We start from the raw sequence: 26,976 nt of genomic DNA, 5'->3' as shown, positions 1-26,976 counted from the left end.
GCGTCACGAGGTCAGGCGCTTGCCCGGATGGGCGCACCGGCCTTCAGGAAAGGCCGGTTCACGCAGTTGGTGAGGCGGCCGTCCCTGATATAGGCGACGATCACCTCGACCGCCTTGCGCTGCATGTCCCGCATCGCATCGGGGCTGTAGAAGGCGGCGTGCGGCGTCAGGACCAGGCGGCCCTCCAGCCAGGGCTCACGGGCGGCGTAGGCATGGATCAGGGGATGGGCGGCGTCGGCCGGCTCCCTGGGCAGGACGTCGAGGCCGGCGCCGGCGATGCGCCCGTCGCGCAGCGCCGCGTGCAGGGCGTCGAGGTCGACGATCGGTCCGCGCGCGGTGTTGACCAGGACGAGGCCCGGCTTGGCCGCCGCGAAGGCTGCGGCGCCGACGAAGCCGCGGGTCTCCTCGTTGAGCGGGGTGTGCACGCTCACCACGTCGCTGGCGGCCATCAGGTCGGTCAGGGCATGAAGGCGCTCGAAGCCGAGGGCGAGCTCCATGCCGCTCGGCAGATAGGGATCGTAGAACACCACCCGCATGTCGAAGGCCGCGGCGCGCCGGGCCGCGGCGAGGCCGATGCGGCCGAGCCCGACGACGCCGAAGGTGGCGTGCCGGTGGCGCCGGATCAGCGGCGCGGCATCGAAGCGCCAGCCGCCGGCCGGATCGCGCTTGAGCGCCTCGCCATAGGTGGCGGTGCCGCGGGTGAGGGCGAGCATCAGGGCGATGGCGTGATCGGCGACCTCGGTGGTGCCGTAATCCGGCACGTTGCAGACCGGCACGCCGCGCGCCCCCCAGGCCTCGAGGTCGAGATTGTCGTAGCCCACGCCCTCGCGGACCACGATGCGGCAGCGCGCGAAGTCGTCGACCGCGGCCGGCAGGCGATGGGTGGCGGAGCAGTTGATCAGCGCGTCGGCGGCGCGGCAGCGCTCGGGATCGATGCGGTAGTCCGCATCCTCGCGTGCCGGATCGATATCGAACTCGACCAGGCCGCCGAACAGGCGCTCCAACTCCTCGCTCTGCGGCGGATACCAGTTCACCTTGAAGATGCGCATCGTGCTGCTGCCGTTTTTTTGCTGGCGTGATCCTAATTGTAAACAATATACTGCTGCCATGAGCAAGAGCCCCGCCACCGATTTCCTGCAGCGCCGCGAGCGGCGCGTCCTCACCGACGATGTCGTCGACTCCCTGCGCGAGGCCATCCTGAGCGGTCGCCTCAAGGGCGGCGACCGCCTGATCGAGGACGAGCTCGCCGAGAGCCTCCGCGTCAGCCGCGGCCCCGTGCGGCAGGCGATCTTCCGTCTGGAACGGGAGGGCCTGGTGGTGCACGAGGCCCATCGCGGCGCCACCGTCGCCCAGGTCTCGGTGGAGGACGCGGCGGAGATCTACAGCCTGCGCCGGGCGCTCGAGCGCCTCTCGGTGGTCGAGGCCTGCGAGCGGGCGACGGCCGCGGACCTCGCGCCCCTGGAAGCAATTCTGACGCTGTTTCAATCGGTTCCGCGTGCATCGATGACCCGGCGGCGCGTCGCCGAGCTCGACATCGACTTCCACGACGCCCTGTTCCGCGCCGCCCATCACGGCCGGCTCTATCGCGCCTGGGAGGCGCTGCGCTCGCAGATCTTCGTCTTCCTGCTGCTGCGCGACGGGCTGCCGGAGGACTATCTGACCTCCTGGTACCGCGACCATGTCCTGCTCCTGGACATGGTGCGCCGGCGCGACAAGGCGGCGGCCGCGGCGGCGATGGAAGAGCATATCGGCGGCGCCTATCGCCGGCTGCAGGAGCACATGGCGCAGGACGAGGTGCTTCGGATCCGGGCCGGAACGTGAGCCGGTCCGCTTGACAGGCCGGCGGAAGCGAGCCTAGTCTGTGATTGTTTACAAAAAACAATGTGCCGGCGAACCGGCTGCTCGTGGGCGCCAGGCCGCCGCGACAGGGAGGAAGGGATCATGACCAGGTCGCATGCCGCGGCGTGGACGGACGTTCGTCCGACCCGCCGTCAGGTGCTCGCCGCCGCAGCCGGCGCCGCGCTCGCCGCCGCGCCCCTCGGACGCAGGGCGCGCGCCGCCGACCGCATCCCGCTCAAGGTGATGAGCTGGGAGCAGTTCCAGCCCGGCGAGAAGGAGGGCTGGAACGCGCTGTTCAAGAAGTTCAACGAGTCCCAGTCGCAATACGCCGTCGACTGGACCGGCTGGCCGGCCAGCCAATACGTCGCCAACGTGGTGATCCAGGCGCAGGCCGGCGGCATCGACGCCGACGTGCTGATGGCGATGCCGGACCTCGCCGCCCAGGTGATCCGCAAGTACAAGCTCGCCGAGCCGCTCGACGGCGTGGTGAGCGACCTCGGCATCACGCCGAGCCCGGGCCACGCCTTCCTGCGCCAGGACGGCAAGCTCTATGGCCTGTCGGCGATCGACGTGAACTTCGCGCTCGTCTACAACAAGCGCCTGTTCGACAAGGCCGGCCTCAAGCCGCCGGCGAGCGCGGACGAATGGGTCGAGACCACCGCCAAGCTCACCCGCCGGCCCGAGCAGTTCGGCATCGCCCTCACCAACGTCATCGCCGATTCCGGCGAATGGTGGTTCCAGCTGCAGAACTTCTGCCTGCCCTATGGCGGCAAATGGGCCGAGGGTCGCACGCCGCTCGCCAATTCGGCCGAGGTGGTCAAGGGCCTGGAGCTGTGGAAGCGCCTTTACGAGGCGGGCGTGCCGCAGGGCACGGCGCAGAGCGCCATCACCAGGCTCGCCGCCGACGGGCGGGTGGCGCAGGCCTTCGGCGTCAACCCGACCGTCGTGGTGCTGCGCGCCACCAACCCCGCCATCTATCCCGATCTCCTCTCCGCGCCGCCGCCCTGGGAGAGCCGCCGTTCGCTCGACCGCATCCATCCGCTGATCGCGCTGAAGGGCAAGAATTCGGACGGCGCGATGGCGTTCATCAAGTTCGCCCTGTCGCCGGAAGTGATGGCCGATCTGATGCAGACCAACCTCTATGTGATGCCGCCCTACGACCTTGCGGCGAAGTCCGAGGCGTTCAAGCGCTTCCTCGCCGACAAGCCGTGGGTGACCGGCTTCAACGAGGCCAGGCAGGTCTCGCCGATCGACGTGATGGGCGACTTCGCCTATGCCGACGACCAGTTCGGCCGCATCGTCATGCAGAACTTCCAGCGCGCCCTGCTGCCGGGCGGCTCGGTCAAGCAGGCCATGGATGCGGCGCAGCGCCAGCTCGAGGCGCTGGCGGCGCGGATCTGACGGCGCCGTGACCGGATTGGCCGGGGTGTGCGGCGGCACTGGATCGGGGAGCCTGGCGCCGGCCCGGACGGTGCCGCGCCCCGCCTCGCGTCCGCGGCGGGGCGGGGTGAGGAGGGGCGGGGTGATCGGCAGCCGCGCCTTTCCCTATCTCCTGATCCTGCCCATGCTGGCGCTGGAGGGGGCGCTCGTCCTCTACCCCATCGCGCGCGGCGCGCTCTCCAGCCTGGAGACACCGGCAGGATTCGGCCTCGACACCTATCGCCGGATGCTGGCCGACCCCGACTTCTGGGCGATGATCGGCCGCACGGTGCTGTTCACCCTGGCGGTCGACGCGATCATCCTGGCGGTCGGGCTCGGCCTGGCGCTTCTGATGAACTGGAGCTTCCGCGGCCGGGGCCTGGTGCGCAGCCTGCTCACCGTGCCGTGGGCGATCCCGGAAGTGCCGGTGGCGATCACCTTCGTGCTGATGCTCGACCCGAGCTTCGGCGTCTTCAACGCCTTCGTGCGTCTCCTGCCCGGGGTCGAGGAGAGCCCGCAATGGCTGCTCGACCCGACGCTCGCCATGCTGGTCGTCATCGCCGCGACGGTCTGGAAGGGCTTCCCGTTCTATTCCCTGGTGTTGCTCTCGGCGCTGCAGGCGGTGCCGGACGAGCTCTACGAGGCGGCGACCATGGACGGGGCAGGGCGCGTCGGCCAGTTCCGGTACATCACCCTTCCCGGCATCCGCGGCAGCCTGGCGCTGCTGGCGGTGCTCGGCTTCATCTATTCGACGCAGCAGTTCACGCTGATCTGGCTGATCACCGGCGGCGGGCCGGTCGATGCCACCACCACTCTGGCGCCGGCCATCTACATGCAGGCGTTCCGCTTCTATGATTTCGGCTATGCCGGCGCGATCGCGGTGGTCGGCTTCCTGATCTCGGCCATCGCCACCACCGCCTTCGTCCTGGTCCAGCGCGGGATGGCGGAGTCATGACCGCGGCCGCCCCGGGACGCTCCGCCCGCCGCGTCTTCCCGATCGAGGCCGCGCTGCGGGGCCTTGCCATCGTGCTGGTCTCGGCGATCGTGTTCTTCCCGGTCTACTGGATGGTGCTGTCCTCGCTGCGCTCGTCGAGCGAGTCGCTGTCCTTCCCGCCGCCCCTGCTGCCGCACGGGCTGGACGTCTCGGCCTATGTCCAGCTCTTCTCGGACAAGCCGATCGCGCGCTGGCTGGCGCTGTCGACCCTGGTGGCGAGCCTGACGGTGCTCGCCACGCTGGTGCTGGTCATCCCCGCCGCCTATGCGCTGTCGCGCCTCGCCTGGAGGGGGCGCTCGGCCTTCGGCCTGCTGCTTCTCTTCACCCAGATCATGCCGGCCGCGGTGGTTGTGGCGCCGGTGCTGGCGCTCTATCGCAGCCTCGGCTGGACCGACAGCCTCTGGGCGCTGGCGCTGCTGCACACCGCCTTCGTGGTGCCGCTGTGCGCCTGGGTGCTGAAGGCGTCCTTCGACGCCGTGCCGCGCGAGCTGGTCGAGGCGGCGCTGATCGACGGCTGCAACCGCTGGACGGCGCTGTGGCTGGTGCTGCTGCCGCTGACGCGGCCGGGCCTGGTCGCCGTCAGCGTCATCGCCTTCTTCGCCAGCTGGAACGAATACCTCTTCGCCTCGACGCTGATCACCCGCAACGAGCTCTACACCGCCTCGCTCGGCCTCGCGACGCTGATGACCCAGCTCGATACGCCGCTCTTCGTGCTGATGGCGGCGGGCGTGACGTTCTCGGTGCTGCCGGTCGCCTTCTACATGGCGATCCAGCGCCATCTCCTGCGCGGCCTCACCGCCGGCGCGGTCAAGGGTTGAGGAGGCAGGGATGCGGATCACCAAGGTCGAGACGGTCTGGTTCGAGGCGTTGCCGCAGGCGGAATGGGCCAGGCGCGGCGCAGGCCGGCAGGCCCTGCCGAACAATCTGTGGGTGCGCATCCACACCGACAGCGGGCTGATCGGCCTCGGCGAGACCTATTACCTGCCGCGCGCCGTCGCCGCGGTCATCCACGACGTGTTCGCGCCGCTGCTGATCGGGCGGGATGCGCGCGACATCGAGAACCACTGGTCGAACATGTTCGCCCTGGTCAATTTCTGTGGCGCCTACGGCGCGGAGATGCGGGCGATCTCGGCGATCGACGTGGCGCTGTGGGATCTCGCCGGCCAGAACGCCGGCCTGCCGATCTACGCCATGCTGGGCGGGCGCAGCCGCGACCGCATCGGCATCTACAACACCTGCGTCGGGCACGGGCGCTACGACGATCTCGACGCCTGGCTCGGCGGCCGGGCCGGCGAGCTCGCCGAGAGCCTGCTGGCGCAGGGCATCACCGCCATGAAGATCTGGCCGTTCGACCAGTTCGGGCCGACCCTGTCCGGCCCGGTCGACACGCGCAAGCCGATGGTGATGTGGGGAGCGCAGACCGCGGCCGGCCCGCGCGGCCACGGCATCGGCGGGGACGAGCTCAAGGCGGGCCTCGCCATCGTGGAAGATATCCGCCGCGCCGTGGGCGAGCGGATGGCGATCGCCATCGAGGGCCATGCCCGCTGGGACCTCGCCACGGCGACGCGCATCGCCCGGGCGCTGGAGCCGCTCGACATCCTGTGGCTGGAGGAGATCATGCCGCCGGACAATGTCGAGAGCTTCGTCCGCCTCAAGCGCGAGACCCGCATCCCGCTCTGCCAGAGCGAGCGCGTCTTCACCCGCTTCGGCTTCCGGCCCTGGATCGAGCGCGGCGCGACCGACATCGTCATGCCCGACCTGTCCTGGGGCGGCGGCCTCACCGAGGGCCGCAAGATCGCGGCGATGGCCGACACCTATTTCCTGCCCATCACCTGCCACGACACCATCGGCCCGGTGGCGCTGTGGGCGGCGACGCACCTGATGCTGCACATTCCCAACGGGCTGATCATGGAGACGGTGCGCGGCTATATCGACGGCTGGTACGACGAGGTGGTGACCGACCGGATCGAGGTGCGGGAGGGCCACCTGCATCTGCCGGACCGGCCCGGGCTCGGCACCCGCCTGCGCGAGGACATCCTCGCCCGGCCCGAGGCGCGGATCGAGGTCTCGACCGAAGACACGCTGAAGCGGTGGTAGGGATGGCACGCTTCTCGCTGTTCTACACCGGCGACTATCTCGGCCCGGACGGCGCGCTCGCCGTCCCCGACATCGCGCTCGACTGCTACGAGGCCCACCCCGCCATCGCCGTCGACTTCCTGCGCGACCAGGCGCCGCCGCCGGGGGATGCGACCTATCTCGACCGCCTCTATTCGCTGGAGGTGACGGCCGCGGACGTCGCCCGGGCCGACGCGATCGTGGTGTTCCGGCCCTGGGTGAAGGCCGACGCCTTCGCCGCCGGGGCGGAGCGGCTCACGGTCATCGGCCGCGCCGGCGCCGGCACCGACAAGATCGACCTCGCGGCCTGCACGGCCGCCGACGTCGCGGTGTTCAACGCGCCGGATACGCTCACCCATGCCACGGCGTCGTCCGCCTTCCTGCTGATGCTGGCGCTGGCCAAGCGCCTGCCCGGCCAGGAGCGGCTCGTGCGCTCCGGGCGCTGGGACCTGCAGCCCAGCGTCATGGGCGTGGACCTGCCCGGCAAGACGCTCGGCATCATCGGCCTCGGCGCCAGCGGGCGCGAGCTCGCCCGCCTCGCCCAGCCCTGGGGCATGCGGCTCGTCGCCTATTCGCCGCGCGCGGCCGCGGCGGATGCCGCGCGCCTCGGCGTGACCCTGGTCGACAGCCTGGACGAGGTGTTTCGCCAGGCCGACATCGTCAGCCTGCATGTCCGGCTCGACGAGCGCACCCGCGGCTCGATCGGCGCGGCGCAGCTGCGGCTGATGAAGCCGACCGCCTATCTCGTCAATGTCGCCCGCGGCGAGATCGTCGACCAGGCGGCGCTGGTGCAGGCCTTGCGCGAGCGCTGGTTCGCCGGCGCCGGCCTCGACGTGTTCGAGCACGAGCCCCTGCCGACGGACGATCCGCTGCTCGGGCTCGACAACGTCATCCTGACGCCGCACTGGCTGCCCTCGACCCGCGATGCCGCCCGCCTGACCATGGAGACGATGGCGCACGGCATGATCCGGGCGGCGCGGGGCCTGGTGCCCGACGACGTCGTCAACCCGGCCGTGCTCGAACGCCCGGGCTTCCTCGCCAAGCTCGCACGCTTTGCCGGCACATCAACCTCCCATCCGAGCCGAGGTCCGTCATGATCCGCCAGAACCGTCTCAAGGCCAATCTCAAGGCCGGCCGCAAGTCGTTCGGCATGTGGCTGCAGAGCGCCGACCCGACCTTCGCCGAGATCACGGCGCTCGTCGGCTTCGATTTCTTCATCATGGACCAGGAGCACGGGCCGGGCGACGTGCAGGCGGCGATGGCGATGATGCGCGCCGCCGCGGTCACCGACGCCACGGCCGTGATCCGCGTGCCGTCCTCCGAGCCGATCTATCTGCGCCGCATCGCCGATGCCGGCGCGGAGGGGCTGCTGGTGCCGATGGTCGAGACCGCCGAGCAGGCCAGGGAGATCGTCGACGCCTGCCGCTTCCCGCCGGCGGGCAAGCGCGGCAATGCCTGGGACGCCACCCGCGCCAGCGGCTACGGCGTCGCCAGGGATTATCTGGAGCGCGCCCATGACGAGCTGCTGATCATGGTGCAGATCGAGACGGTGCTGGGCGTGCGCAACGCCCGCGCCATCGCCGAGGTCGACGGCGTCGACGTGGTGTTCATCGGCCCGACCGACCTTTCCGGCAGCGTCGGCCTGCCGGGGCAGACCAATGCGCCGGAAGTGGAGGCGCTGATCGCCGAATGCGTGGCGGCGGTGCGCCCGACCGGCAAGCCGCTCGCCTCCGTGCCGCGCCGTGGCAAGACCTGGCAGCAGGTGTTCGACGATGGCTTCCTCCTCGTCGCCGCGGGCAGCGAGATCTTCTATTTCCGCACGGCGGCCGAGGCGCAGCACCGCGACTGGCAGCGCTATCGCGAGGGCGCCGGCTGAGATCGATCCGACCTCCTCCCATCCGCTCTTGACGCTATCCATATGGTAACGTTACCATGGGCAATAACAATGGAAAAAGCCATGCCCAAGGACAGTGATATCTGGCGCAAGCGCGCCCTGGTGACGGGCGCCGGCGGCGGCCTCGGCCGCCAGATCGCCCTCGACCTCGCCGGACGGGGCGTCGACGTTGCCGCGACCGACCTCGACGCGGCGGGGGTGGAGGAGACCCTCGCCCTCTGCCGCAGCGCCGGCGTGGCGCTGCTGCCGCTGGCCGGCGACCTCACCGCGCCCGGCGCGCCGACGCGCACCGTCGCCGCGGTGACCGAGGCCTGGGGCGGGCTCGACATCCTGGTCAACAATGCCGGCTATGGCGGCATCGAGGCCTTCCTCGACATGAATGAGGCCCTCTGGGACCGGACGCTGGCGATCAACGTCAAGGCCCTGGCGCTCCTGACCGCCGCGGCCGGCCGGACCATGGCGGCGCAGGGCGGCGGGCGCATCGTCAACATCACCTCGCCCGCCTCGCGCATGGCGCTGCCGAACTACGCCGCCTATGCCGCCAGCAAGGCGGCGGTCGATTCCATCACCCGCGCCGCGGCGGTGGCGCTCGCGCCCTCCGGCGTCCTGGTGAACAGCGTCGCGCCGGGGATGATGGACACGCAGATGCAGCGCGCCACCGAAGCCGTCCTCGCGCGCATCGAGGGCCGGGCGGATGTGGAGGTCTTCCTCGCCGAGCGCACCCGGCGCGTGCCGCTCGGGCGGCGCGCCGAGATCGCCGAGGTCTCCGCCGCCGTGCTGTGGCTCGCCCTCGACGCGCCGCCCTACATCACCGCCGAGCGGCTCAACGCCAGCGGCGGCCTCGACAGAGACTAGTGTTGTGCCTCCGACGCTTGGTTCCTGACCATGGTGTCGGAAGCACAACACAAAGCATTGAAACAGCGAATGTTCCGGGCTGACGGTTCGGAACGAACCGTTGGAGTCGGAACACTAGCCATGGCGCTGCGCAACCATCCGCCCGCCGAGCCCGACCTGGCCCGCATTCGCGCCCATGCCACCAGCATGCGCCGTCACATGCTGCTGATGGCCGAAGGGCCGGGACAGGGCTATGTCGGCCAGGGGCTCGGCATCGCCGATGTCCTGGCCGCGCTCTATTTCCACGAGCTGCGCTTCGATCCCGCCGACCTCGCCGCGCCCGAGCGCGACCGCTTCCTGCTCTCGACCGGGCACTATTCCATCGCGCTCTGGGCGGCGCTGGCCGAGGCCGGCGTCATTCCCCTCGCCGAGCTGCCGACCTACGGCGCCGACGACAGCCGCCTCGACATGTCGACCCTCGACACCACGCCGGGCGTCGAGATCATCGGCGGCTCGCTCGGCCATGGCCTCGGGCAGGGCGTCGGCATGGCGCTGGGTCTGAGGACCGCGGGCTCGGGCGCACGCGTGTTCGTCGAATTGTCGGACGGGGAGATGCAGGAGGGCTCGACCTGGGAGGCGGCGATGGCGGCCGCGCATTTCCGGCTCGACACCCTGGTCGCCCTCGTCGACTGCAACGGCATCCAGGCCGACGGGCCGGTGGTGCTCGACATGGAGCCGGTGGCGCAGAAATGGCAGGCTTTCGGCTTCGCCACGCAGGAGATCGACGGCAACGATCTTCCCGCGGTCCTCGACGCCCTGGCGCAGGCCCGCACCGAGGCGGGCCAGCCGCACGCCATCGTGCTGCGCACCCGCCCGGGCAAGGGCGTGCCGACGCTGGAACGGCGCGAGAAGGCGCATTTCGTCCGCGTCGAGCCCGGCGAATGGCAGGCGCTGCGCGAAGAGCTCGAGCGTGAGGCGGAGAGCAGGCATGGCTGAGGCGGCGCGCACGCTCGCGATGGGGCAGGACGAGGCGGCGGGGGCCCGGCCGACCGTCGAGGCGCCCTTCGGCAAGGCCCTGGCGGCGCTCGGCGCCGAGCGGCCCGACATTGTCGGCCTGACCGCGGACCTCGGCAAATACACCGACATCCACCCGTTCCGGGACGCTTTCCCGCAGCGCTTCTTCAATGTCGGCATGGCCGAGCAGAACCTGGTGGCGGTGGCTGCCGGCCTCGCCCGCACCGGCTTCACGCCCTTCGCCACCACCTATGGCGTCTTCGCCAGCCGCCGCGCCTACGACTTCGTCGCCATCGCCGCGGCCCATGCCCGGCAGAACGTCAAGATCGTCGCCGGCCTGCCCGGGCTCACCACCGGCTATGGCGGCACGCACCAGGCGATCGAGGACCTGGCGCTGATGCGCATGATCCCGGGCCTCGTCGTGATCGACCCTTGCGATGCCACCGAGATCGCCGCGGCGACGCGGGCGGCGGCCGAGCACGACGGCCCGGTCTACATGCGGCTGCTCCGCGGCAAGGTGCCCGTGGTCTTCGAGCCCGGCCATCGCTTCGAGATCGGCAAGGCGCTGCGGCTGCGCGCCGGCGGCGATGTCGGGCTGATCGCCACCGGCTTCATGACCGAGCGGGCGCTCGATGCCGCCGCGGTGCTGGAGGCGCGAGGCATCCGCACCGGCGTGCTGCACGTGCCGACGCTGAAGCCCTTCGATGCCGAGGCCGTCGCCGGCTTCGCCGCTTCGGTCGACCGGCTGGTGACGGCGGAGAACCACGTCGCGCGCGGCGGCCTGGCGAGCCAGGTGGCCGAGGCGCTGTTCGACGCCGGCCTCGTGCGCCCGCTGGCGCGGATCGGCCTGCCGGACCGCTTCATCGAGTGCGGCGCCGTGCCGACCCTGCAGCGGCGCTACGCCATCACCACGGCCGACATCGTCGCCGCGGGCGAGGGGAGGGGCGGGGCATGAGGATCACCGGCATCGAGACCTTCACGGTCGGCGCGGGCTGGAAGAACTGGCTGTTCGTGCGGGTGCACACCGATGCCGGCATCACCGGCCTCGGCGAAGGCACGCTGAACGGCTTCATCCGCACCACCGAGGCCGCGGTGCGCGAGCTCGAGCATTTCGTCATCGGCGAGGACCCGCGCCGGATCACCCGCCTCGCCAAGACGATGCTGGACGGCGTCTCGCTCGACGGCGGCCATATCCACCGCACCGCCATCGCCACCATCGAGGTCGCCTGCTGGGACATCCTCGGCAAGTCGCTCGGCGTGCCGATCCACCAGCTGCTCGGCGGGCGGGTGCGCGACAGCGTGCTCGGCTACGCCAATGGCTGGTATCGCACCGAGCGCACGCCGGAGGCCTTCGTCGCCGCCGCGCAGGCCGTGGTCGCCAGGGGCTTCCGGGCGATGAAGCTCGACCCCTTCGGCACGGCGCAGGGCTTCATCGACGAGGCCGAGCTCGACCTCGCCCATGAGATCCTGCAGGCGCTGCGCCGCGAATTGCCGCGGCGCATCCTGCTGCTGATCGACGTCCATGCCCGCTTCACCGAGGCGGAGGCGATCCGCGCCGCCCGGCGCCTGGCGCCGCTCGACCTCTACTGGTGGGAGGAGCCGACGACCCGCGACCGCCAGGAGACGGTGCACGCCGTCGCCCGCGTCTCGCCGATCCGCGTCGCCACCGGCGAGATGTACGACACCGTCGGCCAGTTCTTCACGCTGGCGGCGGGCGGCGGCGTCAACATCTTCCAGCCCGAGCCGATGTCGCTCGGCGGCATCGGCAACACGCTGGCGGTGGCGAACCTGGCACTGGCGCATGGCAGCTATATCGCGCCGCACCAGAGCGGCGGCCCGGTGGCGACGGCGGTGTGCCTGCAGCTGGCCGCCTGCGTCCCGAACTTCCTGATCCAGGAGCATTTCGACCCGTTCAACGAGCCCTGGACGCAGGACCTCGTCACCTGGCATCCCGGCATCGATCCGGCCAATGGCCATCTGTCGCTGCCGGATGCGCCGGGCCTCGGCCTCGAGCTCGACGAGGCGGTTGCGCGCGCCCATCCCTACGATCCCGACGCCTATCTCAACGTGCACGAGGACGGCTGGGAGCGCCGGCTCGGCGCCCGGCACGGCAAGGAGGAGGCGGGATCGGCCGACGGAACTTGATATTCTTATAATAGTATGTTCGTCTCGTCGCCGGGACGAGGAACGACGACGCCAAGCAGGCCGCCACAGAAGCGGCGCGGCGGAACCGAGGGAGGACATCATGGACGGAGGCCATTTCCGAGCAGCCCGGCGCGACACTGCCGTCGCCCGGCGCGGCATTGCCGTCGCCCGGCGCGGCATCGCCGTCGCGCTTCTCGGGCTGCTGCTGGCGCTGGCGCCGCGGGCCGGCGTGGCGCAGACCACCACCGACGACATCATCAGCCGCGGCAAGCTGGTCGTCGCCATCGACACGACCACGCCGCCCTACGGCATGATCGATGCGGACATGCAGCCGACCGGCTTCGACATCGAGCTGGCGCAGGTGATCGGCAAGGCGCTGGGCGTGCCGGTCGAGTTCGTCACCGTGACCTCGCCCGGGCGCATTCCGGCGCTGCTCACCAACCGCGTCGACATGGTGGTCTCGATCTTCTCGATCACCGCCGAGCGGGCGCTGCAGGTCGCCTTCAGCATTCCCTATGCCTCGCAATCCTCGGTGGTGCTGGCGCCCAAGAGCCTCGCCATCAAGTCGGCCAAGGACCTGGTCGGCCTCAAGGTCGGCGTCACCCGCGGCACCGGCGAAGACGGCCTGCTGACCGCGGCGGCCAAGGATACGCCCGGCATCCAGATCCTGCGCTTCGACGACTATGCCTCGATCTCGCAGGCCATGCTGTCCGGCCAGATCGACGCCATGGGCGGCGGCGACTATGGCGACATCTACCTGAAGAAGAGCGCCAAGGGCGATGATTTCGAGCTGAAATACGTGCTGAAGACCTTCTATTTCGGCATCGGCGTGCGCAAGGACAGCCCGCAATTGCTGCAATGGCTGAACACGCTGGTCTTCACCCTGCGCCAGGACGGCACGCTCGACCGCCTGTCGATGACCTATCGCAAGACGCCGCTGCCGCCCCTGCCGACCTTCTGAGGCTGCTCCGGCGCAGGCCGGGCGCCTGCCTGCAGGGGAGGGTGATGTGACCTATGTCTTCCACTTCGGCCCGATCCTGGCGCGGATCGACGAGCTCCTCTACGGCGCGCTGCGCACGCTCGAGCTCACCATCGTCTCGGTCGCGGCCGGCCTCCTCGTCGGCGTCCTCGGTGCGCTCGGCCGCAGCTTCGGCCCGCGCTGGCTCGCCGCCGCGGTGGGCGTCTATGTCGAGCTCATCCGCAACACGCCGCTGCTGGTGCAGCTCTACTTCGTGTTCTTCTCGCTGCCGCTCATGGGCCTGAAGCTCACGAGCGACCAGGCCGCGATCCTGGCGCTGTCGATCCATCTCGGCGCCTATGCGGTGGAGATCCTGCGGGCGGGCATCGAATCGATCCCGGACGGGCAGATCGAAGCGGCGAAGGCGCTCGGCCTGTCGCGGTGGCAGATCATCCGCCACGTCATCCTCGTGCCGGCGGCCCGGGCGGTCTATCCCGCGCTGACCAGCCAGTTCGTCCTGCAGCTGATGGGCACCTCGATCGTGTCGGCGATCGCGGCGGAGGAGCTGACCGCGGTCGCCAACAACATGGCGATGCAGACCTTCCGCAACTTCGAGATCTACATCGTCGTGGCGGTCATCTATTTCGTCCTCGTGCAGCTGTGCGATGCGGGGTTCCGCCTGTCCTCGCGCCTGATCTTCCGCTGGAAGGTGTAAGCCATGAGCCTGCGCGAATTCGGGTGGCACGAGGCGCTGTTCCTGCTCCTGGCGGCGCGCTGGGCGGTGCTCCTCGCCGTCGTCGCCTTTGCCGGCGGCGGCCTCATCGGGCTGCTGATCGCCGCGCTGCGGGTCGGGCCTTCCGTGCCGCTGCGGCGTGCGGCCGCCGCCTATGTCGCCTTCATGCAGAGCACGCCGATCCTCATCCAGCTCTTCGCCGTCTATTACGGCTCGGCCTTCGTCGGCCTGAGGCCTGATCCCTGGCCGGCGGCGGCGCTCACCTTCTGCCTCAACGCCGGCGCCTTCTTCGGCGAGATTTTCCGCGGCGCCATCGAAGCCGTCCCGTCGGGCCAGTGGGAGGCGGCGCGGGCGCTCGGGCTGCGCCATGCCGCGACGCTGCGCCTCGTCGTGCTGCCGCAGGCGGCCCGCCTCAGCCTGCCGCCGACGGTCGGCTTCATGGTGCAGATCGTCAAGGCCACCTCGGTCGCGTCCCTGATCGGCCTCACCGAGCTGTCGCGCACTGCCACGATGATCAACACCGTGACCTTCCAGCCCGTGCTGGTGTTCGGCACGGTGGCGGCGATCTATTTCGCGCTGTGCTGGCCGCTGTCGCTGCTCGGCCGGCATCTGGAGGGGCGGCTCGGCCTCGGCCGCGAACGGCGGGTGGCGCTATGAGCTCAGGCGCTCTGGCGCTCGACGATCTCGAAGCCGAGCGTTTCCACCGCCGGCACGTCCGCCTCGCCGCGCAGGCGCCGCAGCAACTGCTCGACGGCTCGCCGGCCCATGGCGTAGCGGTCGACCCGCAGCGTGGTCAGGGTCGGAAACAGCTGGGCGGCGAGGTCGACGTCGCCATAGCCGGCGATGGCGAGACGCTCCGGGATGGGCCAGCCGCGGCGATGGCATTCCTGCACCGCGCCGATGGCCAGCGTGTCGCTGGAGCAGAAGATCACGTCGAGCGCCGCATCCATGGCCGAGAGCCGGCGCACCGCCTCGGCGCCGCCGGCGGGCGTGATCGGCACCTCGATCTCCAGCGGGACGGGGTAGTGGTGGCCGGCATCGCGCAGCGCCTGCCGATAGCCGATGCGCCGCTGCCGCAGCCGGTCGTTGCCGTGCACCGGCGTCGAGACGAAGCCGATGCGGCGATAGCCCTTGGCCAGGAGATGCGAGGTCATGGCATGGGCGGTCTCGAAGTTGGAGACGCCGACCGCCATGTCGATCGGCTCGCGCCCGCGCACCTCGCTGATCTCGACCACCGGCGCCGGCCCGGCGGCGAGGCGCCGGCGCGCGGCGGGGGATTGCACGAAGGCCTGCAGGATGAGGCCGGCGGGCTGCCAGCCCAGCAGGGCGCGGATCGCCTCCTCCTCCGCCTCGGGCGTGAAATCGCCCTGGACCAGCAGGAGCTGGTAGCCGCTGGCCTGGCAGGCGTCCGTCATGCCCTGGACCTGCTCGGCGATGCCGGAATTGATCAGCGGCGGCACCATCGTGCCGACGATGCGGCGGCCGCTGCGCATGCTGGAGGCGAGCTCGTTGCGGATGAAGCCGGCCTGCTCGATCACGGCCATGACGCGGGCGCGGGTCTCCGGCGAGACCTTGGCGGGGTCGCTGAGCGTGCGCGAGACGGTCATCGGCGCGACGCCGGCCCGGCGCGCGATCTCCTTGATGCCGAGGCGGCCGCGCGGCCGATCGGTCGGATCGAATGTGCTCACCGCCTCGTCGCCTCCCTGGCGGCTGCCGTGCCGGCTCGCGTCCGGCACGCCGCCGACCGCCCACCATCTTCCATCGGCCCGGCCGCGACGCAAGGGTGGCGTTGATGAGATTATAATAGTATCATAGTTTGAGGGATCACGAGTCCGACTCGGGATCGGCCGACATCGAGGCGCATGGACGCGCTCGGCGGCAGGAGGAAGCGATGGAACAGCTCGCGGAGGAGAGTGCCGGCCTGCGTGCCGCGGCGCCGGCGCTGCGCGACCGCCTGGCCCGGCTGGTGGCCGTCGGCGAGGTCGGCGTGCTGCTGGCGCTGGTCGCCGTCGTCGCCTTCTTCTTCCTGCTCGAGCCGGCCTTCCTGTCGGAGCGCAACATCCGCGCCATCCTGCGGGTGGTCTCCTTCATCGGCATCATCGCCATCGGCCAGACCATCCTCCTGGTGAACGGCGAGTTCGACCTTTCCGTCGGCGCCGTGGCGGGGCTTTCCGCCGTGTGCAGCGCCAAGCTGATGACCGCCCTCGCCCTGCCGGTGCCGCTGGCGATCGTGGGCGGCCTCGCGGTCGGCGGCCTGGTCGGGCTGGTCAACGGCCTCGTCGTGGTGCGCCTCAGGATCCCGGCCTTCATCCAGACGCTCGGCATGCTGTTCATCGGCCAGGGCCTGATCCAGGTGGTGACCAACGGCTATCCCGTCTATCCCCTGCCGCCGGTGATCGGCGCCATCGGCTATGCCGACATCGTCTTCGGGCTCGGCTGGAGCTTCGTCTTCTTCATCGTCGCGGCCGTGGTCGCCGACGTCGTGCTGCGGCGCACCGTGCTCGGCCGCAACATGTACGCGACCGGCGGCAACCCGGAAGTGGCGCGGCTCGTCGGCATCGACACCGCCCGCTACAAGATCGGCGCCTTCGTCGCCATCGGCATGCTGGCGGCGACCGCCGGCATGTTCGTGATGGCGGACCTTGCCAGCGGCACCACCTCGATCGGCAGCGGCTGGGAGCTCAACGTCATTGCCGGCGTGGTGGTCGGCGGCGTCAGCCTGTTCGGCGGCGCCGGCACCATGGCCGGCGGCCTCATCGGCGTGCTGCTGCTGCAGGTCGTGACCAGCGGCCTGGTGGTGATCGGCGTCAACGCCAACTGGCAGCAGATCGCCGTGGGCGTGATCATGGTGCTCGCCGTCGGCCTCGACATCCTGCGCCGTCGCTTCTTCATCGCCGGCGCCGCCGGAGCGCCGACGGGCGAGACGCCCAGCGCGCCATCCTGAAGCCGTTCCATCCGGGCGGCCGACCGCCAGGCAATGCCGACCGGCGTCAAAGCCGGCGGACCACGAAGGGAGGACGATATGAGCAAGACCCTCGCCGCGGCCCTGCTGTGCACGCTCACGGCCGGCGGCCTCGCCGCCACCACGGAGGCGAGCCTGGCGGAAGGCAAGAACATCCTCTGGGTGCAGCCGATGCGCGACCACCCCGTGCACCGCCTGATGCAGGCCGGCTTCCTGGCCAGGTGCAAGGAGCTGAAGAACACGTGCGAGGTGGTCGGCAATCCCAGCGCCACCACCTACGACGTGCCGGCCTCGATCCCGCTCGCCGAGGCGGCGATGGCGCGCACCAAGTTCGACGCCGTGGCGGTCTACGGGCCGGGGCCGGAGATCTATCCCTTCATCGGCCGGCTCGGCCGCGACGGCTTCCCCGTGGTGACATGGCACGTGCTGCCGGCGGAGGGCAGCGTTCCCGGCCTCAAGGCCGCGACCGGCGAGGACATTCCCGTGGCCGGCGCCAATGCGGCGGACGCCATGGGCAAGGAGATGGGCGGCAAGGGCGTGATCGCCCTGACCCAGGGCGCCTCCAACGACACCGAGAACGTGATGTCGGACGCCTTCCGCAAGACCATGGCGGCGAAATATCCCGGCATCCGCATCCTCGACACCCAGATGGAGGGTTTCGAGCCCTCCGCCGCGGAGGCCAAGGCGGTGGCCCTGCTCCAGGGCAATCCCGACGTCACCGCCGCCTTCTCCACCACGGGCAACGGCGTGCAGACCTGGTCGGGCGCGGCCCGCAAGGCCGACCGCAAGCTGATCATCATCGGCATGGACTATATCCGCCAGAACCTCGACATCGTGAAGTCCGGCGCCGCCTATGGCGTCGTCGCCCAGCCGCTCTACGAGGAGGCCGCCAGGACTGCCGAGCTCGCCAACGACCTCGCCGAGGGCAAGACGGTGCCCTATGCCAACCCGCTGCCGGCCTCGGTGATCACGGCCGGCGGCCTCGATCCCTATTACAAGATGCTCGACGCCGCCGGCCAATAGGCGCCCGGCGGCGCGCCGGCGCCCCCGGGGCGCCGCCCATCAGCGGAGGAAGGAGATGATCGAGGCGTTCGCCGCCGCGCCGGTGATCGAGACGCGCGCGCTGGTCAAGAGCTTTGCCGGCGTGCAGGCGTTGCGCGGCGTCGACTTCGCCGTGCGGCCGGGCGAGATCCATGCCCTGCTCGGCCAGAACGGCGCCGGCAAGTCGACGCTGGTGAAGATCCTCAACGGCGTGCATGCCGCCGGCAGCTATGCCGGCGAGATCCGGGTCGACGGCGAGCCGGCCAGCTTTCCCTCGACCTCGGACGCCCGCGCCCGCGGCGTCGGCTACGTGCCGCAGGAGATCGAGGTGCTGGAGCAGCTCGGCGTGGCGGAGAACGTCTTCGCCGGGCAGATGGGCCTCGGTCGCGGCCCGATGGTGAACCGCCGCCTGATCGAGGCGCGGACCCGTGCGTTGTTCGATGAGATGGGCCTGGCCATCGACCCGGCCGCGCCGGTGGCGAGCCTCACCGCCGCCCAGCGCCACCTGGTGATGATCGCCCGGGCGCTGTCCTTTCGCCCCCGCGTGCTGATGCTCGACGAGCCGACCGCCTCGCTCTCCGGCGTCGAGGTGGAGCGGCTCTTCGTCGTGCTGCGCTGCCTCAAGGCGCAAGGCGCGACCATGGTGTTCATCACCCATCGGCTGCCGGAGGTGATGGCGCTGTGCGACCGCGCCACCGTGCTGCGCGACGGCCGCGTCGCTGCCGTGCTGGAGCGTGGGGACTTCGATGCCGAACGCTTCATCTACGCCATGTCCGGGCAGCGGCTGCAGCGCCTCTATCCCCAGCGCGGGCCGGCGCCAGCCGACGGGCCGCCGCTGCTCTCGGTGCGCGACCTCACCGTGGCCGGCCGCTTCGGCGTGAACCGCGGTGTCAGCGGCGTCAGCTTCGACGTGCGGCCCGGCGAGATCGTCGGCCTGGCCGGCCTGCTCGGCTCGGGCCGGACCGAGATCCTGCACGCCCTCTACGGCCGCATCCCCAGCAGCGGCACGGTGACGCTCGACGGGCGGCGGCTCGCGATCGCCGGCGCCCGGGACGCGCGTCGGGCCGGCATTGCGCTCCTCACCGAGGATCGCAAGCATGACGGGCTGCTGTTCAACCTGCCGGTCGGGGCCAACATCACCATCGGCAATCTCGGGCCGCTCGCGGTGCACGGCATGGTTCGCGCCGATCGCGAGGGCCGGGCGGTGCTGGGCGCCATGCGGGCGCTGAACGTCAAGGCCCGCTCGCCCCAGTCCGCCGTCGCCCACCTCTCCGGCGGCAACCAGCAGAAGCTGCTCTTCGCCCGCGTGCTGATGAGCGGGCCCAGGGTCCTCCTGCTGGACGAGCCGACCAAGGGCGTGGACGCCGCCACGAGGCACGAGATCTACCGCCTGATCATCGATCTCGCGGCGAAGGGCGTCGGGCTGGTCCTGGTCGCCTCGGAGCTCGAGGAGGTGATCGGCCTCAGCGACCGCTGCCTGGTGGTGGCGGACGGGCGCATCGTCGACGAATTCCGGCGCGGCGAGGGCGGGGAGGAACGGGTGCTGCGCAGCGTGGCGGTGGCCCAGGCCGGCGGCGCGCCGGCGGCGCAACTGGAGGAGTTGCCGTGACGGCGATCTCGAACGACGCTGCGCTGGCGGGGCGGGTGGTGCTGGTGACCGGCGCCGCCACCGGCATCGGCCGCGCCACCGCCGAGCACCTCCTGGCGCGCGGCGCCCGCGTCTTCGGCGTCGGCCTCGACGCCGAGGAGGGCCGGGCCCTGCAGGCGCGGCATGCCGGCGCGCCGCTGATCTTCCGCGAGACCGACGTCACGCGCGAAGCGCAGGTGCGGACCGCGGTCGACGCGGCTCTCGCCGCCTTCGGCCGCCTCGACGGCGTGGTCAACGCCGCCGGCATCTACCAGACGGGGCGTCGCCTGGAGGACGTCGCCGATGAGGACTGGGACCGCACCATCGCGGTCAACCTCACCGCAATCTTCCGCATCTGCCGCGCGACGCTGCCGCTGCTGCGCCGGGCGGGCGGCGGCAGCATCGTCAACATCGCCTCGGTCCATGCGCTGGCAACGGTGCCGGGCGTGCCGGCCTATGCCGCCTCGAAGGCGGCGGTGCTCGGCCTCTCCCGGCAGATGGCGCTCGACTATGCCGTCGACCATATCCGCGTGAACGCGCTGATCGTCGGCTCGGTGGCGACGCGGATGACGCTGGACGGGCTGGAGGCGGCGGGCGGGGCCGAGGCCGCCGGCCTCTCCTTCGCCAGCAACCGCATCGCGCGCATCGCCGATCCCGGCGAGATCGCCGCCGGCATCGCCTTCCTCCTGTCGGATGCGGCGTCCTTCGTCACCGGCAGCGGCTTCGTCATCGACGGCGGCATGACCGCCCGCCTGCTCTGACGCCCGGCTCAGAGCACGAACGGATCGAAGCGCAGCGTTCCCGACGCGGCTTCGCCGGGCTGCAGCACGATCACCCCGAGATCGGGCTCCGTTCCGTCGAGGCGGTTGAAGGCGCAGGCCGCGTGGCTCTGCGGCTCCAGGCAGAAGAACGGCTTGGTCGGGTCGGCATAGAGCATCAGATGGCCGAACACCGGGTCGGCCGTGATCCGGAGCCCGAGCCCCCGCGCGGGGAAGCCGATTTCGGCCTCGCCCGACCATCCGCCGTAGCAGTTGTTGCGCCAGCCGGCGGGCAGCTCCCGCCCGGCGGCGAAGTCGAGCTCGGGCGGCAGGCCGATGCGGTCGCTGGGGACGCCATCCGGCCCCTCCAGCCAGAAATGCGTCGCGGCGAAGCGCAGCGTCACGCCCGGGTCACGCGGAAACCAGGGATGCTGTCCGAGACCGAAGGGCATCGGCACGGCGCCGCGGTTGACGACCGCCGTGACCACGGCGAGACCCGCCGCGTCGAGGGTGAAGGTCTGGCTCGCTTCGTAGCTGTAGAGCGCGGGGTCGGTGACGGCGAGCGTCAGGCGGATGGCGTCCGTGCCGCTCTCGGTGACCTGCCACGGGCGTCGCCACCCCGTGCCGTGCACGTTGAAGCGTTCCGGCGGATTGTTCGGTTCGAAGCGGAAGGATCGTCCGGCGAAGCGGAAGCTGTTGCCGGCGATCCGGTTGGCATAGGGCACCATCGGAAACATGGCGACGCCGATCGGATCGCGGCGCGCCTGCGCCTCCGGGCCGAGCGGGCGCATCAGGTCGACGGCGCCGCCGCCGTGGTCGACGCGCAAGAATGCCAGGCTGCCGCCGATCTCGGGCGCGAAGCCCGCCGAGAGCGGGCCGCGGCGGATGACCCGAGTCCCGTCAGAAATTGCGGCCATAGCCGGCGCTCCAGCCGCCGTCCACGACCAGGAGCTGGCCGGTCATGTAGCTGTTCATCGGGTCGGCGAGGAACAGCACCGCGTTGACGATGTCGGCGATGGTGCCCGGCTGGCCGAGCGCGACGTGGCTCAGCATGGCCTCGCTGCCCGCGGCCAGCGACGCCTCGGCCTCGCCGGCGATGGCGCCGGCGCCGACCGCGTTCACCTGCAGGCTCGGGCCGAGGCGCATGGCGAGCCCGCGCATCGCCGCCACCACCGCCGCGGCGGCGACGGCATGCGCGCCGTGCCGGCGCGCCGGCAGCAGGCCCATGGCCGTGGTCAGCACGATGACCCGGCCGCTGCCGCGCTCGGCCATGGCTTCGCCCAGCCGGTCGGTGGCCGAGATCAGCGCCCGGTGATCGTCGGGCGCGGCCTCGGGCTCGAGCGCATGCCCGACCACGAGCACGTCGGGCGGAGCCGGCATTCCGGCGGCGAGGTCGTGGTGGCGGGTCGCGGCGCCGTTCGCCGCCAGCGCCGCGGCCGCGGCCCGGATCACGGCCGTCTCCCGGCCGATGATGGCGGCGCTGCGCCCGTCGAGATCGATCCTCATGGCATCCTCCCCGCCGCGGTTTTCTTTTGCATGCCGCCGCCCCGTATCATAACATCATGCTATTATAATCATAGCGCCTTGCGTCAGGGGAGAAGACATGAGCGTCCAGGAGTCCAGCCCCTCCGTGCCGTCCGTCCGGCGCCGGTCGGCGGCACCGTCCCGCCGCCTGCCGGCCGGACTCACCCGCGAGCGCCTGATCGGCCTCTACGAGACCATGGTGCTGCTGCGCCGGTTCGAGAGCGTCGCCCAGACCGCCTGCCGCAAGGGCGAGACGCCGGGCTTCTTCCACCTCTATATCGGCCAGGAGGCGACGGCGGCGGGGGTCTGCGCCCATCTCAGGCGGAGCGACTGGGTGACGTCGACCCATCGCGGCCACGGCCATGCCCTGGCCAAGGGCATGCGGCCCGACGTGCTGATGGCCGAGCTCTACGGCAAGCGGCCGGGCTGCTGCGGCGGGCGCGGCGGCACCATGCATCTCTACGACCGCAGCGTCGGGCTGTTCGGCACCAACGGCATCGTCGCCGCCGGCATCAGCCATGCCGTCGGGGTCGGGATCGGCGCCCGCACGCGCGGCACCGACGAGATCGGCGTGGCGTTCTTCGGCGACGGCGCGACCAGCCATGGCGGCTTCCACGAATCGCTCAACCTCGCCGGCATCATGCGGGCGCCGGCCGTGCTGGTGTGCGAGAACAATCTCTACGCCACGGCCACGCCGCTGGCGACCGCCACGCTCAATCCCGAGATCGCGTCCAAGGCGGCCGCCTACGGCATTCCCGGCGTGGCGGTCGACGGCAACGACGTGATCGCGGTGTTCGAGGCGGCGGGCGCGGCGGTCGCCCGCGCCCGTGCCGGCCTGGGGCCGACGCTGATCGAGGCCAAGACCTACCGCACGGTCGGCCATCACGAGGGCGATCCCGTGACGGGCACCTACCGCACCCAGGCCGAGGTCGACGCCTGGGCGGCGAGAGACCCGGTCAAGACCTTCCGCAGCCGGCTTCTGGAGGATTTCGAGGCCGCTTCGGCCGACGAGCTCGAGGCCATCGAGGCGCGGGTGGACGGCATCGTCCAGCACGCGCTCGACTTTGCCCGCAGCGCGCCGGAGCCCGATCCGGCGAGCGTCGCCGAGCACGTCTATGCCGAGCCGCTCAACCCCGCCGACGCGCTGGTCCAGCCGGCGCCCGGCGCGACAGCGACCCAGAGCTGGCTCGACGCTGTCCGCGACGGCATCGCCGAGGAGATGCGGCGCAATCCCCACCTCGTCTATTTCGGCGAGGGCACGGGCGAGAGGGGCGGCACCTTCGCCCACACCAAGGGCCTGTGGCACGAGTTCGGCGCGAGCCGGATGATCGACACGCCGATCTCCGAGCAGGGCTTCACCGGCGCGGCGGTCGGGGCCGCGGCGACCGGGGTGCGCGCCATCGCCGACCTCATGTTCGCCGATTTCATGTTCGAGGCGGCGGGGCAGATCGTGCTGCAGGCCTCGAAGCTGCGTTACATGTCGAACGGCCAGATGAACGCGCCCATGGTGGTGCGCGTCGGCGCCGGCACCGTGCGCAGCGCCGGGCCGCACCATAGCGGCACCTACCATCCGGTCTGGGCCCATATCCCGGGCCTCATCGTCTGCATGCCCTCGACCCCGGCCGACGCCAAGGGCCTGATGAAGACGGCGCTGCGGGCCGGCGATCCCGTGATGATGCTGGAGCCGAAGGCCTTGTTCGCCAGCAAGGGCGAGGTGCCGGCCGGCGAGCACCTCGTGCCCTTCGGCGTGGCGCGCATCGCCCGGCCGGGCCGGGACATCACCATCGTCGCCGCCGGCCAGATCGTCCATCGCGCCCTGGAGGCGGCCGAGGTCCTGGCCTCCGAAGGCATCGAGGCGGAGGTGATCGACCTGCGCACCATCATGCCGCTGGACGTCGGCACCGTGGCGGCGAGCGTGGCGCGCACGCACCGCCTGCTGGTCGCCGACGAAGGCTATGGTGCCTTCGGTGTCGGCGCCGAGATCGCCCAGGCCATCACCGAGCTCGCCTTCGACGAGCTCGATGCGCCGGCCGGCCGCGTCCACACCGAGGCGATGTCGCACCCGCTGGCGCCGGCGCTGGAGCGGGCGATGATCGTCGATGCCCCCCGCATCGCCGCGGCGGCGCGCGGGGTGATCGCCGGCCGCCCGCCGGTGTCGCGGCACTGGCGCAGCATCGGCGCCCGGTCGATGGAAGCGCCTGCAGCGCCCCCGGCGCCGAAGCCGGCGGAGGCGCCGGCCGCGGCCGGGCCGCGCGTCGCAGGGGAGGGGGAAGCGATCACCATGCCGTTCGGCGACCTGACGGTCAGCGAGGGCAAGGTCGTGCGCTGGCTGAAGGCGCCGGGCGAGGCCGTGGCGGCGGGCGAGGTGGTGGCCGAGATCGAGACCGACAAGGCGGTGGTCGAGATCGAAGCGCCGGTCGCCGGCCGGCTCGGCGCGATCGAGCAGGATGTCGGGGCGGTCGTGCCGATGGGCGGGCGCATCGGCGCCGTGCTGCGTGCGAGCTGACGATGTCCGGTTTCGCTGTGCCCGCGGCGCGCATCGCCGTCTCGCCCTATGCCCGCCGCCTCGCCCGCGAGCGCGGGCTGACGCTCGCCGGCCGCCGCGGCTCCGGACCCGGCGGCCGCATCGTCGCCGCCGACCTCGACGGATTCGCAAGGCCGGCCGTCGCATCGCCGGCCGTCGAGCGGCGACCGCCTCCGGTCGCGGCGCCGCCGCCCGTGGCCGTGCCGCGCCCGGTCGCCGGCTTTGCCGTCACCCTCGACCTCGCGCCGGCGGCGGCGCTGCTCGGCGACATGGCCGGCGTGGCGCCCGGCATCACGGCGGACGATCTGATCCTGAAGGCGATCGGCAGGGCTGCGGTCGCGGTGGCGCTGCCGGCCGAGACCATCCTGTGGCGGGACGGCAGCGGCGGGGCAGGGGCGGTGATCACCGGGGTGCCCGGGCTCACGCTGTCCGCCATCGCCGCACGGCGGGCGGCAGCGGCCGCCCCGGACGCAAGCCCGGCCATCCCCGTCTCGCGCATCCGGGAGAGCGGGCTGCGCCCGACCGCCGCCGCGTTGGCAGCCGGTCTGGCGCTGCGCCTGGTGGTGGCGGGCGAGGGGCCGGCCCTGGACGCGCTGCTCGTCTTCGACGAGGACATGTTGAGCGAGGAGCGGGCGGCCCGCTTCCTGGCCGAGCTGCGCGCAGGCCTGGCCCATCCCCTGCGGCTGGTCGTCTGAGGCAGGCGCCTTTACATCATGTAGCCGGCGGTCCAGCCGCCGTCGACGGTGAGGATGTGGCCGTTCACATAGCGGCTCTCGGGCGCGCAGAGGAACAGCACGGCTTCGGCGACCTCGCCGAGCGTGCCCGGCCGGCCGAGCGGGATGTGGTCCATGAAGGCGCGCGCCCGGTTGTGGAACGTGCCGCCCTCGCCATAGAAGAGCTGCCTGGTTCCCTCGGTCACGATCGAGCCGGGCGCCACGGCGTTGGCGCGCACCCCTTTCGGCCCGAGCTCGAGCGCCATGGAGCGGGTGAGGTGGATGATGCCGGCCTTGGCCGCCACGAACGGGCTTTGCAGGCGCATGGCGGCAAGGCCGACCACCGAGGCGATGTTGACGATCCGTCCGCCGCCGCGCTCGATCATCGGCTTGACCGCGCTGCGCGTCACCAGGAAGAGGCCGTCGAGATCGACCGAGATGATGCGGTGCCATTCCTCGGTCGGGAAGCTGTCGATGTCGACGCGGTGGGCGAAGGTGTTGACGCCGGCATTGTTGACGAGGATGTCGAGCCGGCCGAAGCGCGCCAGCGTCGCGGCGACCGCCCCGTCGATCGCGGCCTCGTCGCGGATGTCGACACGGCAGGCGAGCGCGCGGGGCAGCGACGCGGCCATCCGCTCGGCATTGGCCATGTCGATGTCGGCGATCGTCACGGCCGCGCCATTGTCGGCGAGGCGGCGGGCGATGGCGCTGCCGATGCCGTTGGCCGCGCCGGTGACCAGGGCGACCTGTCCGTCGAGATCGCACTGCATGGCTCTCCTCCCCGCGCGGCGCAGTTTCGATATTATTGTGATAGTATAATATCTGTAAGCGGCGGCGCCGTCGATGGCAAAGCGCGTCCGGCTATGGCGGTGCCCTGGAATGGGCTAGGATTCGAAACCTGTTTGAGAGGACGACGGTGAAAGCGACGGCGAGCACGATCAGCGCGATCCCGGAGCGGCGTGGAGCCGAAGCGGCGGACGAGGCCGGCATGGCGGCGCTCGATCTTTTGCCGAATCAGGTCCTGTCCCGCGCCGACGGCCCGCTCTATCGCCAGCTCACCGGCCTCCTCAAGGCGCCGATCAGCGACGGCCTGCTGGCGCCGGGCAGCACGCTGCCGCGCGAAGCCGACCTTGCCGAGCGCTTCGGCATCAGCCTGATCACGGTGCGCCAGGCGCTGCGCGAGCTGGAGAGCGAAGGCTTCATCCGCAAGCGCGCCGCCAAGCCCGCGGTGGTCGCCGCCCGCACCGGACGCCCCAAGCCGAGCTTCGGTTTCTCCAGCCTCGCGGCCATCGCCGAGTCGACCAAGGACCGCCGCCTCGAGATCCGCAGCTACCGCAAGGAGAAGTCGGCCCTGGCGAGCGCCACCTTCGGCCTGCCCGCGGAGGCCGCCTGCCATTGCCTGCGGGCGGTGCTCTTCGTCGGCGCCCAGCCCGCCTGCCAGTGCACCTTCTACTTCCCGCCGGCGATCGGCGGCCGCCTGGCGCGCGCCGATTTCGACGACGTCGTGGTGTTCCGCTCCGTGCAGCGCCATCTCGGCATCAAGCTGTCGGGCGCGCGGGTCACCGTCCGCGCCGAGCTGGCGGATGCGAGCCTCGCCCGCACGCTGGATTGCGAGGCCGGCGACCCGATCTTGGTGACCGAGATGGTCTATCGCTCCGCCGAGGGCGAGCCGGTCGAGCTCACCATCAACAAGAACCGGGCCGATTTCTTCAGCCTCACCTTCGAGGCGCCGAACGACATCGTCTGATCATGCGCTCCCGCCGGCCGGGCGGCGTGGACAAGTCGGAAAGATTATAATAGCATGATCTTATGTCGGTGCGGCCGATCGTCGAATTGATCGGTCGAGGGGAAGATGGTAACGTTACCACGGCAGCGACCGACG

Annotated in this window: 26 protein-coding genes; 21 read left to right on the top strand and 5 right to left on the bottom strand. The window is 71.2% G+C overall.

All coding sequences use genetic code 11. The annotated features are described in order from the left end of the window. Positions 1 to 11: 11 nt before the first annotated feature. Positions 12 to 1,049: a C-terminal binding protein gene (locus tag QO011_RS35020; RefSeq protein WP_307282869.1), complete on the bottom strand. Its 1,038-nt coding sequence runs from the start codon at positions 1,047 to 1,049 to the stop codon at positions 12 to 14. A 58-nt stretch (positions 1,050 to 1,107) separates the two neighbouring features. On the opposite strand from QO011_RS35020, the gene QO011_RS35015 reads away from it, so the two are divergent. The 14 genes from QO011_RS35015 (at position 1,108) to QO011_RS34950 (ending at position 14,602) form a co-directional block, all read left to right on the top strand. After that, positions 1,108 to 1,821, top strand: a complete 714-nt coding sequence (locus QO011_RS35015; protein ID WP_307282866.1) for a GntR family transcriptional regulator — start codon at positions 1,108 to 1,110, stop codon at positions 1,819 to 1,821. 120 nt (positions 1,822 to 1,941) lie between these two features. Next, entirely contained in the window at positions 1,942 to 3,240 is a 1,299-nt protein-coding gene (locus tag QO011_RS35010; RefSeq protein ID WP_307282864.1) for an extracellular solute-binding protein, read from the top strand. Positions 3,241 to 3,361: 121 nt separating this feature from the next. Continuing rightward, on the top strand, positions 3,362 to 4,213 hold the full coding sequence (locus QO011_RS35005; protein ID WP_307282862.1) for a carbohydrate ABC transporter permease: 852 nt from the start codon (positions 3,362 to 3,364) through the stop codon (positions 4,211 to 4,213). After that, positions 4,210 to 5,070, top strand: a complete 861-nt coding sequence (locus tag QO011_RS35000; protein WP_307282858.1) for a carbohydrate ABC transporter permease — start codon at positions 4,210 to 4,212, stop codon at positions 5,068 to 5,070. Before QO011_RS35005 ends, QO011_RS35000 begins: the two co-directional genes overlap by 4 nt. Positions 5,071 to 5,080: 10 nt before the next feature. Further along, complete coding sequence (locus QO011_RS34995) at positions 5,081 to 6,349, top strand: mandelate racemase/muconate lactonizing enzyme family protein (protein ID WP_307282856.1); 1,269 nt, start codon at positions 5,081 to 5,083, stop codon at positions 6,347 to 6,349. Between the two features lie 2 nt (positions 6,350 to 6,351). Continuing rightward, positions 6,352 to 7,464 (top strand): NAD(P)-dependent oxidoreductase, encoded by a 1,113-nt coding sequence (locus tag QO011_RS34990; protein WP_307282854.1) that lies wholly within the window; start codon positions 6,352 to 6,354, stop codon positions 7,462 to 7,464. Then, entirely contained in the window at positions 7,461 to 8,243 is a 783-nt protein-coding gene (locus tag QO011_RS34985; protein ID WP_307282853.1) for an HpcH/HpaI aldolase family protein, read from the top strand. Before QO011_RS34990 ends, QO011_RS34985 begins: the two co-directional genes overlap by 4 nt. 81 nt (positions 8,244 to 8,324) lie before the next feature. Then, positions 8,325 to 9,116 (top strand): SDR family NAD(P)-dependent oxidoreductase, encoded by a 792-nt coding sequence (locus tag QO011_RS34980; protein WP_307282850.1) that lies wholly within the window; start codon positions 8,325 to 8,327, stop codon positions 9,114 to 9,116. A gap of 120 nt (positions 9,117 to 9,236) precedes the next feature. Continuing rightward, positions 9,237 to 10,091 (top strand): transketolase, encoded by an 855-nt coding sequence (locus QO011_RS34975; protein WP_370882057.1) that lies wholly within the window; start codon positions 9,237 to 9,239, stop codon positions 10,089 to 10,091. After that, positions 10,084 to 11,064: a transketolase family protein gene (locus tag QO011_RS34970; RefSeq protein WP_307282847.1), complete on the top strand. Its 981-nt coding sequence runs from the start codon at positions 10,084 to 10,086 to the stop codon at positions 11,062 to 11,064. The genes QO011_RS34975 and QO011_RS34970 overlap by 8 nt, the downstream gene beginning before the upstream one ends. Then, entirely contained in the window at positions 11,061 to 12,254 is a 1,194-nt protein-coding gene (locus QO011_RS34965) for a mandelate racemase/muconate lactonizing enzyme family protein (protein WP_307282846.1), read from the top strand. The genes QO011_RS34970 and QO011_RS34965 overlap by 4 nt, the downstream gene beginning before the upstream one ends. Positions 12,255 to 12,354: 100 nt before the next feature. After that, the gene (locus QO011_RS34960) at positions 12,355 to 13,215 is read left to right on the top strand and encodes a transporter substrate-binding domain-containing protein (RefSeq protein WP_307282843.1); all 861 of its coding nucleotides are present in this window, start codon (positions 12,355 to 12,357) and stop codon (positions 13,213 to 13,215) included. Positions 13,216 to 13,261: 46 nt separating this feature from the next. After that, positions 13,262 to 13,927, top strand: coding sequence for an amino acid ABC transporter permease (locus QO011_RS34955; RefSeq protein WP_307282840.1), 666 nt, complete (start codon positions 13,262 to 13,264; stop codon positions 13,925 to 13,927). Between the two features lie 3 nt (positions 13,928 to 13,930). Continuing rightward, a complete protein-coding gene (locus QO011_RS34950) occupies positions 13,931 to 14,602 on the top strand; it encodes an amino acid ABC transporter permease (protein WP_307282835.1) in 672 nt (223 codons plus the stop codon). Between the two features lie 2 nt (positions 14,603 to 14,604). On the opposite strand, the gene QO011_RS34945 is transcribed toward QO011_RS34950, so the two are convergent. Next, entirely contained in the window at positions 14,605 to 15,633 is a 1,029-nt protein-coding gene (locus tag QO011_RS34945) for a LacI family DNA-binding transcriptional regulator (protein WP_307282833.1), read from the bottom strand. Between the two features lie 203 nt (positions 15,634 to 15,836). Between QO011_RS34945 and QO011_RS34940 the strand changes: the two genes are divergently transcribed. The 4 genes from QO011_RS34940 (at position 15,837) to QO011_RS34925 (ending at position 20,336) form a co-directional block, all read left to right on the top strand. Then, entirely contained in the window at positions 15,837 to 16,889 is a 1,053-nt protein-coding gene (locus QO011_RS34940; protein ID WP_307282831.1) for an ABC transporter permease, read from the top strand. Positions 16,890 to 16,967: 78 nt separating this feature from the next. Next, entirely contained in the window at positions 16,968 to 17,930 is a 963-nt protein-coding gene (locus QO011_RS34935) for a sugar ABC transporter substrate-binding protein (protein WP_307282829.1), read from the top strand. A 55-nt stretch (positions 17,931 to 17,985) separates the two neighbouring features. Further along, positions 17,986 to 19,557 (top strand): sugar ABC transporter ATP-binding protein, encoded by a 1,572-nt coding sequence (locus QO011_RS34930; RefSeq protein ID WP_307282827.1) that lies wholly within the window; start codon positions 17,986 to 17,988, stop codon positions 19,555 to 19,557. After that, positions 19,554 to 20,336, top strand: a complete 783-nt coding sequence (locus QO011_RS34925) for an SDR family NAD(P)-dependent oxidoreductase (protein WP_307282824.1) — start codon at positions 19,554 to 19,556, stop codon at positions 20,334 to 20,336. Before QO011_RS34930 ends, QO011_RS34925 begins: the two co-directional genes overlap by 4 nt. Before the next feature lie 8 nt (positions 20,337 to 20,344). Here the strand turns inward: QO011_RS34925 and QO011_RS34920 are convergent, their stop codons facing one another. Together QO011_RS34920 and QO011_RS34915 are read right to left on the bottom strand one after the other, a co-directional pair. Continuing rightward, positions 20,345 to 21,250: an aldose 1-epimerase gene (locus QO011_RS34920; protein WP_307282821.1), complete on the bottom strand. Its 906-nt coding sequence runs from the start codon at positions 21,248 to 21,250 to the stop codon at positions 20,345 to 20,347. Then, on the bottom strand, positions 21,234 to 21,839 hold the full coding sequence (locus tag QO011_RS34915) for an SDR family oxidoreductase (RefSeq protein ID WP_307282819.1): 606 nt from the start codon (positions 21,837 to 21,839) through the stop codon (positions 21,234 to 21,236). Before QO011_RS34915 ends, QO011_RS34920 begins: the two co-directional genes overlap by 17 nt. Before the next feature lie 97 nt (positions 21,840 to 21,936). Between QO011_RS34915 and QO011_RS34910 the strand changes: the two genes are divergently transcribed. Together QO011_RS34910 and QO011_RS34905 are read left to right on the top strand one after the other, a co-directional pair. Next, on the top strand, positions 21,937 to 24,363 hold the full coding sequence (locus QO011_RS34910; protein ID WP_307282816.1) for a thiamine pyrophosphate-dependent enzyme: 2,427 nt from the start codon (positions 21,937 to 21,939) through the stop codon (positions 24,361 to 24,363). Between the two features lie 2 nt (positions 24,364 to 24,365). Then, the gene (locus QO011_RS34905) at positions 24,366 to 25,076 is read left to right on the top strand and encodes an E3 binding domain-containing protein (protein ID WP_307282813.1); all 711 of its coding nucleotides are present in this window, start codon (positions 24,366 to 24,368) and stop codon (positions 25,074 to 25,076) included. Positions 25,077 to 25,087: 11 nt separating this feature from the next. Here the strand turns inward: QO011_RS34905 and QO011_RS34900 are convergent, their stop codons facing one another. After that, complete coding sequence (locus QO011_RS34900; RefSeq protein WP_307282811.1) at positions 25,088 to 25,864, bottom strand: SDR family NAD(P)-dependent oxidoreductase; 777 nt, start codon at positions 25,862 to 25,864, stop codon at positions 25,088 to 25,090. Positions 25,865 to 26,010: 146 nt separating this feature from the next. On the opposite strand from QO011_RS34900, the gene QO011_RS34895 reads away from it, so the two are divergent. After that, positions 26,011 to 26,841 (top strand): GntR family transcriptional regulator, encoded by an 831-nt coding sequence (locus QO011_RS34895; protein WP_307282809.1) that lies wholly within the window; start codon positions 26,011 to 26,013, stop codon positions 26,839 to 26,841. Positions 26,842 to 26,976 lie beyond the last annotated feature (135 nt).

The organism is Labrys wisconsinensis (assembly GCF_030814995.1).
GTDB lineage: Bacteria > Pseudomonadota > Alphaproteobacteria > Rhizobiales > Labraceae > Labrys > Labrys wisconsinensis.
The sequence above is the reverse complement of the archived record's forward strand: the minus strand, read 5'-3'. Positions and strand labels throughout refer to the sequence as shown.

What these genes read in the sequence shown, in the direction of transcription:
- QO011_RS34900 (WP_307282811.1), bottom strand. Translation starts at nt 25,864, where the DNA reads ATGCAGTGCGATCTCGACGGACAGGTCGCCCTGGTCACCGGCGCGGCC.
- QO011_RS35000 (WP_307282858.1), top strand. Translation starts at nt 4,210, where the DNA reads ATGACCGCGGCCGCCCCGGGACGCTCCGCCCGCCGCGTCTTCCCGATC.
- QO011_RS34995 (WP_307282856.1), top strand. Translation starts at nt 5,081, where the DNA reads ATGCGGATCACCAAGGTCGAGACGGTCTGGTTCGAGGCGTTGCCGCAG.
- QO011_RS34965 (WP_307282846.1), top strand. Translation starts at nt 11,061, where the DNA reads ATGAGGATCACCGGCATCGAGACCTTCACGGTCGGCGCGGGCTGGAAG.
- QO011_RS34915 (WP_307282819.1), bottom strand. Translation starts at nt 21,839, where the DNA reads ATGAGGATCGATCTCGACGGGCGCAGCGCCGCCATCATCGGCCGGGAG.
- QO011_RS34980 (WP_307282850.1), top strand. Translation starts at nt 8,325, where the DNA reads ATGCCCAAGGACAGTGATATCTGGCGCAAGCGCGCCCTGGTGACGGGC.
- QO011_RS34930 (WP_307282827.1), top strand. Translation starts at nt 17,986, where the DNA reads ATGATCGAGGCGTTCGCCGCCGCGCCGGTGATCGAGACGCGCGCGCTG.
- QO011_RS34990 (WP_307282854.1), top strand. Translation starts at nt 6,352, where the DNA reads ATGGCACGCTTCTCGCTGTTCTACACCGGCGACTATCTCGGCCCGGAC.
- QO011_RS34940 (WP_307282831.1), top strand. Translation starts at nt 15,837, where the DNA reads ATGGAACAGCTCGCGGAGGAGAGTGCCGGCCTGCGTGCCGCGGCGCCG.
- QO011_RS34935 (WP_307282829.1), top strand. Translation starts at nt 16,968, where the DNA reads ATGAGCAAGACCCTCGCCGCGGCCCTGCTGTGCACGCTCACGGCCGGC.
- QO011_RS34985 (WP_307282853.1), top strand. Translation starts at nt 7,461, where the DNA reads ATGATCCGCCAGAACCGTCTCAAGGCCAATCTCAAGGCCGGCCGCAAG.
- QO011_RS34910 (WP_307282816.1), top strand. Translation starts at nt 21,937, where the DNA reads ATGAGCGTCCAGGAGTCCAGCCCCTCCGTGCCGTCCGTCCGGCGCCGG.
- QO011_RS35015 (WP_307282866.1), top strand. Translation starts at nt 1,108, where the DNA reads ATGAGCAAGAGCCCCGCCACCGATTTCCTGCAGCGCCGCGAGCGGCGC.
- QO011_RS34970 (WP_307282847.1), top strand. Translation starts at nt 10,084, where the DNA reads ATGGCTGAGGCGGCGCGCACGCTCGCGATGGGGCAGGACGAGGCGGCG.
- QO011_RS34920 (WP_307282821.1), bottom strand. Translation starts at nt 21,250, where the DNA reads ATGGCCGCAATTTCTGACGGGACTCGGGTCATCCGCCGCGGCCCGCTC.
- QO011_RS35020 (WP_307282869.1), bottom strand. Translation starts at nt 1,049, where the DNA reads ATGCGCATCTTCAAGGTGAACTGGTATCCGCCGCAGAGCGAGGAGTTG.
- QO011_RS34975 (WP_370882057.1), top strand. Translation starts at nt 9,237, where the DNA reads ATGGCGCTGCGCAACCATCCGCCCGCCGAGCCCGACCTGGCCCGCATT.
- QO011_RS34950 (WP_307282835.1), top strand. Translation starts at nt 13,931, where the DNA reads ATGAGCCTGCGCGAATTCGGGTGGCACGAGGCGCTGTTCCTGCTCCTG.
- QO011_RS34960 (WP_307282843.1), top strand. Translation starts at nt 12,355, where the DNA reads ATGGACGGAGGCCATTTCCGAGCAGCCCGGCGCGACACTGCCGTCGCC.
- QO011_RS34905 (WP_307282813.1), top strand. Translation starts at nt 24,366, where the DNA reads ATGTCCGGTTTCGCTGTGCCCGCGGCGCGCATCGCCGTCTCGCCCTAT.
- QO011_RS35010 (WP_307282864.1), top strand. Translation starts at nt 1,942, where the DNA reads ATGACCAGGTCGCATGCCGCGGCGTGGACGGACGTTCGTCCGACCCGC.